This is a genomic window from Actinoallomurus sp. NPDC052308 (assembly GCF_040679195.1).
Lineage (GTDB): Bacteria > Actinomycetota > Actinomycetes > Streptosporangiales > Streptosporangiaceae > Actinoallomurus > Actinoallomurus liliacearum.
On record NZ_JBFAUM010000020.1, the window covers coordinates 71,173 to 86,021 of the forward strand.

Annotated in this window: 13 protein-coding genes and 1 pseudogene; 6 read left to right on the plus strand and 8 right to left on the minus strand. The window is 67.3% G+C overall.

Annotated features, from left to right (window positions below):
- Window positions 1-192: 192 nt before the first annotated feature.
- Genes AB0L00_RS33445 through AB0L00_RS33455 form a run of 3 tightly spaced genes read right to left on the minus strand, consistent with a single transcriptional unit; the run spans window position 193 to window position 2,470 of the window.
- Window positions 193-1,113 (minus strand): zinc-binding dehydrogenase, encoded by a 921-nt coding sequence (locus AB0L00_RS33445; RefSeq protein WP_364441154.1) that lies wholly within the window; start codon window positions 1,111-1,113, stop codon window positions 193-195.
- Entirely contained in the window at window positions 1,110-1,508 is a 399-nt protein-coding gene (locus AB0L00_RS33450; RefSeq protein WP_364441156.1) for a cupin domain-containing protein, read from the minus strand. Before AB0L00_RS33450 ends, AB0L00_RS33445 begins: the two co-directional genes overlap by 4 nt.
- The gene (locus AB0L00_RS33455; protein WP_364441157.1) at window positions 1,505-2,470 is read right to left on the minus strand and encodes a branched-chain amino acid transaminase; all 966 of its coding nucleotides are present in this window, start codon (window positions 2,468-2,470) and stop codon (window positions 1,505-1,507) included. The genes AB0L00_RS33450 and AB0L00_RS33455 overlap by 4 nt, the downstream gene beginning before the upstream one ends.
- A gap of 89 nt (window positions 2,471-2,559) precedes the next feature.
- Between AB0L00_RS33455 and AB0L00_RS33460 the strand changes: the two genes are divergently transcribed.
- Complete coding sequence (locus AB0L00_RS33460) at window positions 2,560-3,468, plus strand: LysR substrate-binding domain-containing protein (protein ID WP_364441158.1); 909 nt, start codon at window positions 2,560-2,562, stop codon at window positions 3,466-3,468.
- Between the two features lie 61 nt (window positions 3,469-3,529).
- Here AB0L00_RS33460 and AB0L00_RS33465 read toward each other — a convergent pair whose 3' ends face one another.
- Together AB0L00_RS33465 and AB0L00_RS33470 are read right to left on the minus strand one after the other, a co-directional pair.
- Complete coding sequence (locus AB0L00_RS33465; protein ID WP_364441160.1) at window positions 3,530-3,805, minus strand: hypothetical protein; 276 nt, start codon at window positions 3,803-3,805, stop codon at window positions 3,530-3,532.
- Window positions 3,806-3,874: 69 nt separating this feature from the next.
- On the minus strand, window positions 3,875-4,195 hold the full coding sequence (locus AB0L00_RS33470) for an Lsr2 family protein (protein WP_364441162.1): 321 nt from the start codon (window positions 4,193-4,195) through the stop codon (window positions 3,875-3,877).
- A gap of 846 nt (window positions 4,196-5,041) precedes the next feature.
- On the opposite strand from AB0L00_RS33470, the gene AB0L00_RS33475 reads away from it, so the two are divergent.
- The 4 genes and pseudogenes from AB0L00_RS33475 to AB0L00_RS33490 form a co-directional block, all read left to right on the plus strand.
- A complete protein-coding gene (locus AB0L00_RS33475) occupies window positions 5,042-6,091 on the plus strand; it encodes a cellulose binding domain-containing protein (protein ID WP_364441163.1) in 1,050 nt (349 codons plus the stop codon).
- Between the two features lie 36 nt (window positions 6,092-6,127).
- The gene (locus AB0L00_RS33480) at window positions 6,128-7,792 is read left to right on the plus strand and encodes a ricin-type beta-trefoil lectin domain protein (RefSeq protein ID WP_364441164.1); all 1,665 of its coding nucleotides are present in this window, start codon (window positions 6,128-6,130) and stop codon (window positions 7,790-7,792) included.
- Window positions 7,793-7,863: 71 nt separating this feature from the next.
- The gene (locus AB0L00_RS33485; RefSeq protein WP_364441165.1) at window positions 7,864-9,573 is read left to right on the plus strand and encodes an RICIN domain-containing protein; all 1,710 of its coding nucleotides are present in this window, start codon (window positions 7,864-7,866) and stop codon (window positions 9,571-9,573) included.
- Between the two features lie 83 nt (window positions 9,574-9,656).
- Window positions 9,657-9,782 (plus strand): annotated as a pseudogene (locus AB0L00_RS33490) (IS630 family transposase); the annotation flags it as partial.
- An 84-nt stretch (window positions 9,783-9,866) separates the two neighbouring features.
- On the opposite strand, the gene AB0L00_RS33495 reads toward AB0L00_RS33490, so the two are convergent.
- From AB0L00_RS33495 to AB0L00_RS33505, 3 genes are all read right to left on the minus strand, one after another.
- Entirely contained in the window at window positions 9,867-10,406 is a 540-nt protein-coding gene (locus AB0L00_RS33495; protein ID WP_364441166.1) for a GNAT family N-acetyltransferase, read from the minus strand.
- A 280-nt stretch (window positions 10,407-10,686) separates the two neighbouring features.
- Window positions 10,687-12,168 (minus strand): endo-1,4-beta-xylanase, encoded by a 1,482-nt coding sequence (locus AB0L00_RS33500; protein ID WP_364441167.1) that lies wholly within the window; start codon window positions 12,166-12,168, stop codon window positions 10,687-10,689.
- Between the two features lie 315 nt (window positions 12,169-12,483).
- Complete coding sequence (locus tag AB0L00_RS33505; protein ID WP_364441168.1) at window positions 12,484-12,786, minus strand: hypothetical protein; 303 nt, start codon at window positions 12,784-12,786, stop codon at window positions 12,484-12,486.
- A 385-nt stretch (window positions 12,787-13,171) separates the two neighbouring features.
- Between AB0L00_RS33505 and AB0L00_RS33510 the strand changes: the two genes are divergently transcribed.
- Window positions 13,172-14,620: a non-reducing end alpha-L-arabinofuranosidase family hydrolase gene (locus tag AB0L00_RS33510; RefSeq protein ID WP_364441169.1), complete on the plus strand. Its 1,449-nt coding sequence runs from the start codon at window positions 13,172-13,174 to the stop codon at window positions 14,618-14,620.
- The last annotated feature ends 229 nt before the right edge of the window (window positions 14,621-14,849 follow it).

The window sequence follows — 14,849 nt, forward strand, 5'->3', positions numbered from 1 at the left end:
GCTGGCCAACGAGCCGGGGCCAGGCCCCCGGCGCCGGGTCGGTCGGGTCGCCTTCCGAAGCCCCCGCGGGTCCCGCGACGAATTGTCACCGCGGGCGGCCCGTCCGGCCCGCTTCGCGGCCGACGGTTGAAAACGGCGTGAAAACTCACCGGCGAGTACGCACGCCGCTCTTCTGTTCCGGCGGGTTGGACGTCATGCCGATACCCGTAGCACGGTCTTGCCCGGCAGCCGGCGTGCGCACAGGTCCCTCAGCGCCGCCTCCGCCTCCCGCCAGTCGACGACGGTGGCGATCCCGGCCCGCAGCGTACCGAGGGCGTATCGGGCGACCAGGTCGCTGAGATCGTCTGAGGGAGGATCGTCGTCTAGGTCATCGAGCACGTAGTACCCACGGAGAATCGCCTGTTTGGGGTAGAAGTCGCTGACCGAGAACCGCGTTGTCGCCCGTGCGGAGTTGCCGAAGGACACGATCATTCCGCCGGGGGCGACAAGCGTGAACGCCTGGGCGAGCGAGTCGCCTCCGGCCGACTCGAGGATCAGGTCGAATCCGGGCGTGACGCCGCCCATGCCGACGTAGAGGTCGTCGGCGCCCAGCGCGTCGAGCCCGTACGCGCGGTCGGGCCGCCCGACGATGCCGGTGACCTTCGCACCGGCCGCCCGCGCCAGCTGAACGGCGAACCGCCCGACCCCACCGGCCGCGCCCGTCACCAGTACGGTGCGACCGTAAAGGTCGCCGGCGAGCCGGAGCATGCGCAGCGCCGTCAGCGCCGCGGTCGGCAGGGCCGCCGCCTGTTCCCAGGAGACGCCGTTCGGGATGACCGCGAGCTGCCGCACGGGAACCGCGAGGTGTTCGGCCCAGCTCTGCCCATGTGCGATGCCGAACACGCGGGTGCCGGCGCGCGGTCCGGCACCCGAGGCCGCCTCTTCCCCGATCACGCCGGCGAAGTCCCAGCCCGGCCGCCATCCGGGAACGGCGTCCAGGATCCGGTGCAGTTCGCCGCGGTTGACCGAGACGGCCCGCACGTCGACCAGCACCTCGTCCTGGCCCGCGGTGGGCATGGGGACCTGGGCGACGCCGACGAGGTCGGCGTCGCCCGTCGCGACGATCGCTCTCATGCTTCGGCCGGCCATCGTGGCGGTGCCTGCGGCGCGGGCTCAATGGCGTTCCAGTCGTCCCGGACCGGGGAGAAGACCTCGATGACGACCGCGCCGTCGGGTCCGGTCTCGACCTCGTGCGGGACGTCGGCGAGGATGCGCCAGGTCCCGCCGGGGCCGATGTCGCGTTTCTCGGCGCCCACCCGGAACGTCAGCGATCCGGTGACGCAGATTCCGATCTGCTCGTTCTCGTGCCGGTGCTCGGGAACGACGCCTCCGGAGGGCAGCTCGACCACGGACAGGGTGATGCGGGCACCCTGGACCACGCGGGCGACCACGCCCGGCCAGATGGGCAACGGCGGGATCGAACCCAGGTCTTTCAGCGCGGTCGTGATTCGCTCGCTCCGCTCGCTCATGTCAGCTCCTCGTAGACGGGTGTCGTCCATTCGTGGTGGCGGTGGTCCTCGCGGCGGGCGATCGCCTGAAGGCCGCGCTGCAGCGCCACGGTCGTCTCACCGGGACCGCCGACGCCGACCGGACGACCGTCCACCTCGACGACCGGGACGACCACGGCCGCGGTGCCGCAGAGCAGCGCTTCGTCGCAGGCGTACAGCTCCGAGCGTTGGATCCGGCGTTCGGTGACCACGAGCCCGAACCGCTCGCCGAGCAGGTCCATGATCTGACGGCGGGTGATGCCCTCAAGGATGTCGTCGGTGACCGGCGGGGTGGCCCACTCGGTTCCGGTACGGATGAGGATGTTCGAGGTCGTCGCCTCGGCGACGTACCCGTCGCCGGTCAGCAGGATCGCCTCGTCGAAGCCGTTCCTGATCGCCTCGGACTTCGCGAGAGCCGGGCCGACGTAGCTCCCGATCACCTTCGCGCGGTTCGGCATGGCGACGTCCGAAGCGCGCCGCCAGCTGCTGACCATGCAGCGGACCCCGCGCGGATCGATGTAGTCCCCGGGTACGGGGGTCGCCGCGACGCAGAATCGCGTCTCGGAGTCGTGCATCCGGACCGCGAGTTGCTCACCGGCGAGGAACAGGAGCGGCCGCACGTACGCGTCGCGCCGCACGCCGTTGCGGCGCAGCAGTTCCACCGTGGCCGGCACCGGGTCGGCGACGGCCAGGTCCAGTCCCAGGATGCGGGCGGATCGCCGCATCCGCTCGTAGTGCGCCGCGGCCTCCAGCAGGTACAGCTCCTGGTGCGCCGCGTTCCAGTAGGCGCGGATCCCGTCGAAGGTTCCGGTGCCGTAGGAGACCACGTTCGCGAGCACACTGAGCCGGGCCTCCTCCGCCGGCACGAATGCGCCGTCGACGAAGACCCAGGGGTACGGCGTCCCGAACGCCATGCCTTCCGGTTCCACCAGCTGTTGACTCATGCGTTCCGACCTCCTGCCGCCGGAATCTAGGTCGGGTCAGGAGTTGAGCACAATCGAAGGTTGCTTAAGGAAGGCTTTAGCATTGCCGTATGCTCGATGTCGCACGGCTCCGGGTGCTCCGTGAGGTGGCCCGGCACGGCTCGCTGACCGGTGCCGCGGCGGCCATGTCGTTCACCGTCTCCGCCGTCTCCCAGCAGATCACCGTGCTGGAGCGGGAGGCGGGCACCCGGCTCCTCGAAAGGCATGCCCGTGGCGTACGGCTCACCGAGGCCGGGTGGGCCCTGATTCGTCACACGGACGTGATCATCGCCGAACTGCGCGCGGCCGAGACATCGCTGGCCGCGATCGCGCACGGTGTCGGAGGCCGCCTACGGCTCGGGTCCTTCACGACGGCCAACGCGACGCTGATGCCGCGGGCCGTGCGCGCGTTCCAGCGGCAGTACCCGCAGGTGGAGCTCGAGCTGGTCGAGATCGACACCGACGAGGCGACGGCGGCGGTCGCCGCGCACGAACTGGATCTCGCCCTCGTGTACGAGTTCCCGGTGGTGTCCTTGCGGATCCCGCCGAGCGTCGAGCTCAGTCCACTGCTCGTGGATCCGCTGCACGTCGCTCTTCCGGCCGACCATCGGCTGGCGTACCGCGAGCACCTTCGTCTCACCGATCTGGCGGAAGACCGGTGGATCCAGGGCGTGCACCACGGTTCGACGATCGACGTCCTGCCGCGCGCCTGCCGGAAGGCCGGGTTCGAACCGCGGATCGCGTTCCGCACCGACGACCAGATGACCGTACGGGGGCTGGTCGCCGCCGGCCTCGGGGTCGCCCTGGCACCGTCTCTCACCCTGCCGGCGGTCCCGTCCGACCTCGTCATACGTCCACTGAGCGACCCCGCGCTGACCCGTACGGTCTCGGCGGCCACGCCTGCGGGCCCATATCGGCTGCCGTCGGCGATGGCCATGATCGACCACCTGCGCCGGGTCGCCGAAGAACTCGGGCTCTGATCGGTCCTCGCGGGGTGGACAGCCGTGCCGCACATCAGTTATCACTGACCCAGTCAGACATTTAGTTGATTGAGTCAAATATGCATCGATTCGACGACGAGCTCGCGAAACGCCGACGCAGGTCGTCCACTACACGGGTTGCAGCCCGTTCACGGTCGCCTAGGCGGTCCGCCCGCCGCAAGGTCGAACGATGCACGCCGATGACCTCGGCGAAACAGCCATCACAGACCATCGACAGCAGGGCCGAGCCGGCGATCTCCACCAGCGCGGCCCGCAAAACGTCGTAGTCGACCAGTTCATCGGCGAGGTAGGCCCATCCCGCGACCGCCGCCGTCACACGCTCGCGACCGGGAAGCGGCCTGCCTGGGGCTCCGCGAGAACAGGCGGCCGCGAAAGAGCCGCGCGGTCAGTGCGCCTGCTCGTACTGTTCGATGACCGTCGCCGGGATACGCCCGCGTTCACTGACCTCGATCCCACGCGCCTTCGCCCACGCGCGGATGTCCGCACTGCGCTGGCGGCTGGACACGGCACGTCCTCGAGGGCGCCGGACACCGCCGGCCCGCCGCCCGCGCTCCACGAACGGCGACAGACGATCACGCAGTATTCCCGCATTCTCGGCACTGAGGTCGATTTCATAAGTGACCCCGTCAATGGCGAACGAAACCGTCTCTTCCGCTTCGCTGCCATCCAGATCGTCGATAAGTCGTTTGATGACCTGCTCAGCCATATTCAGTCCTTCCTCGGCGGATGCCCGTTAACGGTTGTAGCCAATGTAGCACCGCGCGCTACTTCCAGATCACGGCTAACGATCACCGGTCATGCTCTAAAGCGCGGCTCTACGCGCACACGGTGCACGATCATAGTAACGCGCCAGACAGCGCTGGGATAACGGTTCCGTTTTTCGGGCGGCCGCCCTCACCAGCGACGTAACCGATACCTGCGAACACAGGTCAATCTGACCGGCGATTTCCCAGCTTCAGAGCGACGACCTCTTCGTGTGCCTTTCCAGATCACCGATGACACCCCCTGCCCTTCGTTAGCGAAGGAACGGATCAACGATGACCGTCACTCACACGCGGCCCTCAATCCAGATCCGGAGCTCACCTGTTTCCAAGCAGCACCGCTTTGCCGCCCTCAAAGAGCGGACATCACCCTCAGGAATCATATTCGCGCAGACAACCGTACCCTCGGCCGGGCCGCTTCTCATCAGCGCCGACCGCCGACGACGGCGCCATGCAGCACGCACTCAGGCGCTTCGCACCGCTTCGCCATGCCTTCAGACGGTGGGGCGGCGAAGGATCGTCCCCGGTCGATGAAAGCGGAGTGAAAGCCCAGCGGACGTCACGCCGGCCGTCCATCGCCCCGACTTGCGCCAGAACGATCCCCTGTCACCCGTGACCGCCGGCTCGCTTGACATATGACTGCATCGGCGCACACTCCTGCCTGAGCTGGTGTCCAGCATTCCGTACCTAGTTCGATATCTCGACATCTTGGGCGGGGGCCGGACGCGATCGCCTCGGCGAGGTACCGGGGCCGCGCGCCGGTGCCCCGCTCCTTCGCTGAGAGGTGGACGATGCGCAGAGTCTTCCCGCGGTGGGCCGGCGCGGTTGCCGTGCTGCTCCTGGTTGCCGGCGCTTTATCCGCTGTCGGTGTCGGTTCCGCTTACGCCGAGTCGAACGGCGGTGTGCGGGTCATGCCGCTCGGCGACTCGATCACCGATGGGTTCACGGTGCCGGGCGGATACCGGATCGGGCTGTGGCAGCGCTTCGCGAACGACGGATACAGGGTCGACTTCGTCGGGTCGCTGTCCAACGGGCCGGCGAGCCTCGGAGACCACGACCACGAGGGACACTCCGGCTGGCGCATCGACCAGATCGACGCGAACATCGCCGGCTGGCTGCACACCTACACGCCGCACACCGTCCTGCTCCACATCGGAACCAACGACGTCCTCCAGAACCACGACCTGGCGAACGCCCCCGTCCGGCTGTCGGCGCTGATCGACCACATCACCGCCGCAGTGCCCTCCGCCGAGGTCTTCGTCGCCACCATCATCCCGCTCGCCGACTCCGGACAGGAGACGAACGCCCGTACGTTCAACGCCGCGATCCCCGGCGTCGTGCAGAGCAAGGTCAACGCCGGCGAGCACCTGCATCTGGTGGACATGCACGCCGCGCTGACCACCGCGGACCTGGCCGACGGCATCCACCCGAACGCCACCGGGTACGACAAGATGGCCGCGGCCTGGTACAGCGCGCTCAAGTCGGTACCCGGCAGCATCGGTGACGCGGGTGGAGGAAACGGCGGAGGCACCACTCCCCCGCCCGGCGGCTGCGGCGCCAAGTACACCGTGGTCGGCCAGTGGTCCGGCGGGTTCCAGGCCTCGGTCACGGTGACCGCGGGGAGCAGCGCGATCGCCGGGTGGACCGTCCCCTGGCACTACTCCGGCGGACAGAGCGTCACCCAGGCCTGGAACGCGACCGTCAACAGCTCCGGATCGACGATCACCGCCCACAACGTGGGCTACAACGGCGCCCTCGGCGCCGGCGCGAGCACCGACTTCGGGTTCACCGGATCCGGATCCGGCGGCGAGGTGCCCGCGCTCACCTGTACCGCCGGCTGACAGCCCCGTACTCCCGCACGCCTTATGAGGTGACACGTGACACGTCCCACTGATCGTGAATCCGGCGCCGGGTGGCGCTCGACGGCACACCGGGCGACCCGCCTGGCCAGGCTCGGCCTGGCCACCGCGCTCGCCTTGCTCGTCACACCGGTGATCGCGCTCACGTCCGCGCCGCCGGCATCGGCGCTCGGCAACGGCCTGGCGTTGACACCGCCGATGGGCTGGAACGACTGGAACGCCTACGGCTGCAACGTCAGCGAACAGCTCGTCGAGCAGACGGCGCAGGCGATGCACGACAACGGCATGCAGGCCGCCGGCTACCAGTACGTCAACATCGACGACTGCTGGATGGCCTCCGGCCGTGACGGATCCGGGAACCTGGTCGCGAACTCGGGGAAGTTCCCCGACGGGATCGCCGCGGTCGCGAACTACGTCCACTCTCTCGGCCTGAAGCTCGGCATCTACGAGGACGCCGGCACGGCGACCTGCGCCGGATACCCCGGCAGCTACGGACACGAGCAGCAGGACGCCAGGCTTTTCGCCTCCTGGGGGGTCGACTACCTCAAGGAGGACTGGTGCAACATCCCGTTCGGCGACTTCTCCGGCCAGTCGCACCAGCAGGTCGCCCAGACCCTCTACACGCGAATGCGCGACGCGCTCTCCTCGACCGGCCGCTCCATCGCCTTCAGCATGTGCAACGGCTGGGACTCCAGCGTGCAGCCGTGGAACTGGGCAGGCCCGGTGGCGAACCTGTGGCGCACCACAGTCGACATCCAGCCGAACTTCACCAGCATGCTGAACAACTTCCACGTCAACGTCGGGCTCGCCGACCACGCGGGCCCCGGCGCGTGGAACGACCCGGACATGCTCGAGATCGGCAACGGCATGACCGCGACCGAGAACCAGGCGGAGTTCAGCCTGTGGGCCGAGATGGCGGCACCGCTGATCGAGGGAGGCAACCTCGTCAACCCCGGCTCCTCCACCCTGTCCGTCCTGACCAACAAGGCAGTGATCGCGGTCGACCAGGACTCGCTCGGCAAGCAGGGCACCCAGGTGTCCTCCTCCAACGGCCACGATGTGCTGGCCAAGCCCCTCGCCAACGGTGACGTTTCCGTCGTCCTGTTCAACGAGACCGGATCGACCGCCACGATCTCCACCACCGCATCCGCCATCGGCAAGACCGGATCCTCCGGCTACACGCTGACCGACCTGTGGACCGGTGCCACGTCCACGACCAGCGGCACCATCAGCGCCTCCGTCCCGGCACACGGCGCCGTCATGTATCGGGTCACCGGCGGGACCACCGGCGGCGGGCCGGCCGGCGAGATCCACGCCGTCGGCGCGGGCAAGTGCCTTGACGTGCCCAACGCGACCCAGACCAACGGCACCCAGCTACAGATCTTCGACTGTAACGGCGGCACGGGCCAGATCTGGGCCTCCTCGGGCGGCCGTCTCACCATCTACAACGGCGTCAAGTGCCTCGACGCCTATGACAACCAGACGACGGCCGGCACCAAGGTCGAGATCTGGGACTGCAACGGCGGAGCCAACCAGCAATGGCGGATCAACTCCAACGGCACCATCACCGGCGTCCAGTCCGGGCTGTGCCTCGACGTGACCGGTGCCGGCACCGCCAACGGAACGCCGGTCGAGCTATGGCCCTGCAACGGGGGCTCCAACCAGCGATGGACCGTGGGTTAGCGACTCACACGCCGTCCGAATCCGCATCATCGGCCACAGCCCTTTGCTCCCTACTCATCAAGAGAGCCGCAGTGAACACAACCAGAACCAGAGGCGGAAAAGCCGCTGCCTTCCTCACCTCGCTGACACTCGCCGCGATCGGTGCCGCCCTCACCACCACACCCGCGCACGCCGCCACCACCCTGGTGGTCAACGCGAACCAGGTCCTGCGTCCGGTGACGCATGTGGCGACCGGCTCGCTGTACGGCCTGGCGAACGCGACGACGCCGGCTGACAACCTGGTCCAGCCCATCAAGCCGAACACCTTCGTACAGAAGCCTCAGGGCGGCAAGCAGCAACCCACGGGTGACGTCCTGACCGTGGCGCCGGAGGCGGCCCGAGCGGGCGCGAAGGTCGTGGACCGGCTCTCCGACATCTACGCCGGCTGGCCGTACCAGTTCAGCTGGAACAACTGGTTCAGCCTCGTCGATCAGCAGATCGCGCAGGTCAAGGCGTCCGGGATCACGAACCTGGCCGCGTACGCGCTGTGGAACGAGGCCGACGGCACCTGGTCGTCCTCCAACGGCACCTTCGAGGACTTCTGGACCAGGACCTACCGCGAAGTGCGGTCCAAGGACGCGACGACCCCGATCCAGGGCCCGAGCTTCTCGGACAACATCAGCGACATGCAGAACTTCCTGCAGAACGCGGTCGCGACCAACACCGTCCCCGACATCCTGGCCTGGCATGAGCTGTCGAACTCCGCCAAGATCGCCGGTGACGTCGCCAACGTCACCGCCATCGAGAAGAACCTCGGAATCAGCCCCCGCCCCATCGCCATCGAGGAGTACGCCGCCCCGTCCGAGGTCGGCATCCCCGGTCCGCTGGTCGGCTACATCGCCAAGTTCGAGCGACTGGGCGTCCACGACGCCGAACTCGCGTTCTGGAACCAGTCCGGCGCGCTCGGCGATCTGCTCACCGGCCAGGGCGGCTCGCCCAACGGCGCCTATTGGCTCTACAAGTGGTACGCCGACATGAACGGCCAGATGGTCGTCACCACCCCACCCGCACAGACCGGAATCGACGGCGCGGCGGCGGTCAACAGCGCCGGCAACCAGCTCAGCGTCATCGTCGGTCACGGCTCCGGGGACTGCGCCGTGACCATCAACGGACTCGGCGCCTTCGGAAGCACCGTCCACGTGAAGGTGGAGTACGCCCCCTCCCCCGGCCGCACGGTGGCGGTTTCGGGGCCCAGCACGCTGGCCGAGTCGAACTACGCCGTGACCAACGGCTCCATCACCGTGCCCATCTCGGGGATGAACGCCAACTACGGGTACCACCTGGTGGTCACTCCGGGCAGCGGAGGATCATCCTCACTGGCCGGCACCTACCAGATCAAGAATGCGAACAGCGGCCTGGCCCTGGACACCCAAGGCTCCGGCACCGCCCAGGGAACTCTGGTCGACCAGGCCGCTTCCTCGTCCAGCAGCACCCAGACCTGGACCCTCGTTGATGCCGGCTCCGGCCTCTACAAGATCGTCAACAAGGCCAGCGGGCTGTTCCTCGGCATCACGAACATGAGCAAGAGCGACGGCGGGACCGCTCTGATCTGGAGCGACAACGGCACCGCCGACCACCTGTGGCAGTTCACCGCCGATGGGAACGGCCACTACAAGATCACCAATCACCACAGCGGTCTCCTGCTCGGCGTGACGAACATGAGCACTGCCCCCGGCGCCCAGGTCATCCAGTGGGAGGACAACGGCACCGCAGATCACCTCTGGACCCTCACGGCCCGCTAGTGCTCTGACCGGGAAGGTTCGCCGGGTCGGCGGTTCCAACGATTGGATGTCCGGAGGCGCCCGATCCGACCGTCGGGGGTGTGGTGGCTGAGCCTGTCCGTGTGCGCAGGTTGACCGACCAGGAGGGTCAGAAGCTGCAGCAGATCGTGCGTCGTGGCAGCACCAGTTCGGTGCGGTACCGGCGCGCGATGATGAGCGTCGCGAACGCCCCCGCATCCGCAGCGAGAAGGGCACTCGCTAGGGCGGACGCCCGCTCGCCGCCGCGGCCTGACCAAGCGACCGAGCCGAGAGCGTCAGACCCTCACACCACGCGCTATTCGGTACAACACGTTCGGACGCAGTGGCCCTTCAGGCGCGGTGGGGTCGTCGAAATCGTCGGCCGGGTCTCGGGTCATGCCGATCCGGCGCATCACTGCTCGGGAACGGAGGTTGGTGGCAGTAGTCACTGCAAGGATCTCGGGGAGTTCAAGCGTTTCGAAGCCGAAGGCCAATCCAGCCAAGGCGGCCTCAGTGGCGTAACCCCGGCCCCAGGCCGAGCGAGCGAGCCTCCAACCGATCTCTACCCCCGTGAACGGCATGCCATCATCCACCTGGTCCAAGCCCGCGAAGCCGATGAACTCGCCCGTGGCCTGCAATTGAACTACCCACCATCCGTAGCCTCGCTGGTCGAACTCAGCCTGGAACCGCGCCACGGAGGCATCGCTCTGTTCACGGGTGAGCAGGTCGCCCAAGTGCTCCCGGACCTCAGGATCAGCATTCATTGCCGCCCACGGTTCAAGGTCGGAATCTTGCCATCGACGGAGCACGAGGCGATCGGTACGCAGTTCAGCCATGCTGCCCAGCCAACGTGAGCGCCGTCCCCAAGGCAATCCGTTTTTCGGGCCTGCTACCACCGCTCAGAAGGAGAATGCACGGCTAGCGCCAAGACTGACGAAGGCTGCCCCGGCGAACCTTCCCGGTCAGAGCACTAGGTGTACTGACCATGGAGGTCCGTGACGGCGACGCGGGATAGATGGTCTTGTGATGGTGAGGGCCTTCCGGCTCGGTGCGGATCGCGCGATCCGCACCGAGCCATGCCCGCGAAGTCATGAGACATCAACGCACCGCGGGAACTTAACTGGCGCCGCCGTCCCAGGTCCATTTCTGGTTGTCGCCGCCCCAGCAGGAGTACAGCTGGAGCTGGGTGCCGTTGCCGGTGCCCTGGCCGGAGGCGTCGAGGCACAGTCCGGATTGGACGCCGACAATGGTTCCGTCGGAGTTGACGCGCCATTTCTGGTTGTCGCCGCCCCAGCAGGAGTAGATCTGTACCTTGACGCCGTTGCCGGTGCCGGCGGCGTCCAGGCACTTGTTGCCGTAGACCTTGAACTCGTTGGCGGAGGTGTAGGTCCACTGCTGGTTGCCGTTGCCATTGCAGTCCCACAGCTGCACCTGAACGCCGTCGGTCGTGCTCGCGTTGGGCACATCCAGGCAGCGGCCGGAGGCGACGCCCTTGATCTGTCCGCCGCCACCGGGCGGCGTGACAGTCGGAGTCGGAGTCGGAGTGGAGGATGATCCGGCGTTGAGGGCGTTCAGGACAGAGGTGTAGGCGGCTTTCTTGTTGCCGTTGCCGTCGAAGAGGAGCGGGGTGTCGCCGGACCGCCAGGAGTCGCTGTCCCGTACGCCCCAGACCGTCATGCCGACGCAGCGCGAGACGGCCAGGCAGTCGTTGGTCACGTTGGCATAGGTCGTGGCCGAGGCGCCCTGAATGTCCAACTCGGTAAGGGCCACATCGACGCCCAGGGCGGCGAAGTTCTGCAGGGTGGTGCGGAAGTTGCTGTTGTAGGGGTCGCCGCTGTTGAAGTGGGACTGGAAGCCGACGCAGTCGATCGGGACGCCGCGGGACTTGAAGTCCTTGACCATGTTGTAGACGCCCTGGGTTTTGGCGGCGTTCCAGTTCTCGATGTTGTAGTCGTTATAGCAGAGCTTGACGCTCGGATCGGCCGCCCGCGCGGTGCGGAAGGCGACCTCGATCCAGTCGTTGCCGGTGCGCTGAAGGTTGGAATCGCGTCGGCCCCCGGACCCGTCATCGGCGAAGGCCTCGTTCACCACGTCCCAGTAGGCGAGTTCGCCTTTGTAGTGGGCCATCACGCCGTTGATGTGGTTGATCATCGCTTGGCGCAGCGCGCTGCCGCTGAGGCTCTGCATCCAGCCGGGCTGCTGGGAGTGCCAGGCCAAGGTATGACCGCGGACCCGCATTCCGTGCTGTACCGCCCAGTTGTAGACCTGGTCGCCGGCGCTGAAGTTGAACTGGCCCTGCTGGGGCTCGGTGGCGTCGATCTTCATCTCGTTCTCGGGGGTCACCATGGTGAACTCCCGGCCCGCGATCGTGGTGTACGCCGAGTCGCCGAGCCTGCCGGCGGCTATGGCGGTGCCGAAGTACCGCCCGCTCTGCGCGGCAGCCGCGCCGAGCGTACTCGCCGCGGCATTCGAAGGAACCGCCACCGCCAGCGCGACGGTCGTCGTCCCGACGACGCCGAGGGCGAGGGCGACCAGGGCCCGGCGGAAGCGGCGGACGGGTTGCCGGGTTCCGGGCGAGGGTGTTTCTTTGGCGCTCACTCCTGAGCCTCCATAACTGAGCATGGGAAAGGTCGGAAACGCGGGGACGCCCCCGCGGATTCGACGCCGCGTCCCTTCGCCGGGAACGCACACCACCAAGGCGTCGCCAGTTGTGGGCGCTGCCACGCCTGGCAGGCCCGACCGTATCGGGGACTCAGTGTGAGTAACGCCCGGAAAACATGTCAAGGCTTTCGAAAAGATTTCGAATGCCTATCACGACCCACCCCTCGGCACCCACCTCTTCCAGTGGGCAAGTGCGCTACCGAAACCTTTCGACGCTCTCCTCCTGAGCGCGGATCGCCATGAAAGCTTTCATCACGGCGCTTCACCGGCCAGGCGCAGCTTCGCAGATAACGCCAGATGAGCCACACTCAGCACCGTCACGCTCTCAGGATGCACATCGGGGCCCTTGACACATCTCCCCGGCTCATATTTGCTCCGCCCCACACCACCTTCGACCGACCCACTGAAGAAAGGATCTCGATCGACCGCCCGGATCGACAGCGATGACATTCCGCCTACCGCGCCTGATGGCGCATCCGGCGCTTCGATCAGCGCGGGTACCGGTGGCGGCAACGGCGACGCGGTCGTCGGCGGCCTTCGCCAGGGCGTCATCACCGCGGCCTCCTTCGGCGCGTCTCCGACACTGTCAAAGTCCACTCCCGCCAAGGACCGGTCAGCCGGTCACCACCCAATTGACAACCGTTGGCACAGACGTAAGGCGATGGCCCATGTTACCGGTAACACATCTGTGGCGGGTCTCGGTCATCCACTCCTCACCCGTGCCCCAACGGTGTCCTCCGATTGACGGTGAACCCGTTGCCCGCCTCATTCGTCCCGCACCGTCTCACGCAAGGATCGGTATGAGACATCCACCCCGCACCATCCGGCCGAAAGTCCTGACCGCCGGCTCCATCGCCGTCACGGCCCCAGTGGAGATCCGGACTCGCAACAGCGCCGGCAACCAGAAGTGTTCCCGTAACCGGCCTGGGAGGAGGTAGCCATGTACAGAACACATATCGGGCAGGGGCGCCGCGCGCTGACGGCGGCGCTGGTCATGGTGGCCGCGGGCGCGGTCGTCCTCGCGCTCACCCTGGTGGCCGACCCGGCTCGGGCCGACGTCACCGGTGCCCTGCGCGGCGTCGGTTCCGGCCGGTGTCTGGATGTGTCCGGCCAAAGCCAGACCGACGGTACATCCCTGCAGATCTATGACTGCTGGGGCGGCGCGAACCAGCAGTGGACGTCGACCTCCAGTGGCCAACTGACCGTGTACGGCGGCAAGTGCCTGGATGTGCCGAACCACGCGACCGCTGCCGGTACCCGGGTGCAGATCTGGACCTGCAACGGTGGCAGCAACCAGCAGTGGCGGGTGAACTCCGACGGCACGGTGGTCGGCGTGGAGTCGGGGTTGTGCCTGGACGTCACGGGCGCCGGTACGGCCAACGGCACCGCGGTGGATCTCTGGACGTGCAACGGCGGTTCGAATCAGAAGTGGACCGGCCTGTCGGGCACGACTCCGACCCCGACCCCGACCCCGACCGGCGGCACGTGCTCTCTTCCGTCGACGTACCGCTGGACGTCGACGGGTGCGTTGGCGACGCCGCAGAACGGGTGGGTCTCGCTCAAGGACTTCACCAACGTCGTCTACAACGGCAAGCACTTGGTGTACGCGTCGAACGTGTCCGGATCGTCGTACGGTTCGATGGCGTTCAGTCCCTTCACGAACTGGTCTGACATGGCTTCGGCCGGCCAGATCGGGATGAGTCAGGCCACGGTGGCGCCTACGCTGTTCTACTTCGCGCCCAAGAACATCTGGGTGCTGGCGTACCAGTGGGGCGCGTGGCCCTTCATCTACCGGACGTCGAGCGACCCCACCAACCCCAACGGCTGGTCCTCGCCTCAGGCGCTGTTCACCGGTAGCATCTCCGGCTCCGGCACCGGCCCGATCGACCAGACGCTGATCGGTGACGGTTCGAACATGTACCTGTTCTTCGCCGGCGACAACGGCAAGATCTACCGGGCGAGCATGCCGATCGGGAACTTCCCGGGTAGCTTCGGCTCGTCGTACACGACGGTGATGAGCGACTCGACGGCCAACCTGTTCGAGGCGGTCCAGGTCTACAAGGTCCAGGGCCAGAACCAGTACCTGATGATCGTTGAGGCGATGGGGGCGAATGGGCGGTACTTCCGCTCGTTCACGGCCTCCAGCCTGAGCGGTTCGTGGACTCCGCAGGCCGGCAGCGAAAGCAATCCGTTCGCGGGCAAGGCCAACAGCGGGGCCACCTGGACCAACGACATCAGCCATGGTGACCTGGTCCGCAGCAACCCCGACCAGACCATGACCATCGATCCCTGCAACCTGCAGTTCCTCTACCAGGGCAAGTCCCCCAGCGCCAGCGGCCCCTACGACCAACTGCCGTGGCGTCCGGGTCTGCTGACGCTGCAGCGCTAGCCTGCGTGATCCACGGTGATCGCGCGATGGTGGCCGCCGGCGTGTAGGTGAGCCCGGTGCCCCTCCTGGGAAGGAACCGACGGTGTCGAGTCGACCAGGTTCCCGCCCGGGAGGGGCGCCTCCGCGGAGCAGCTCCCGTCGGCGCCCGCCCAAGCCCACCATGCCGACGTCTCGCCGGCGCGTCCCCGTCCACCGCTGAAAGGAAACGCCGTTTCAAGGCCCCTCATCG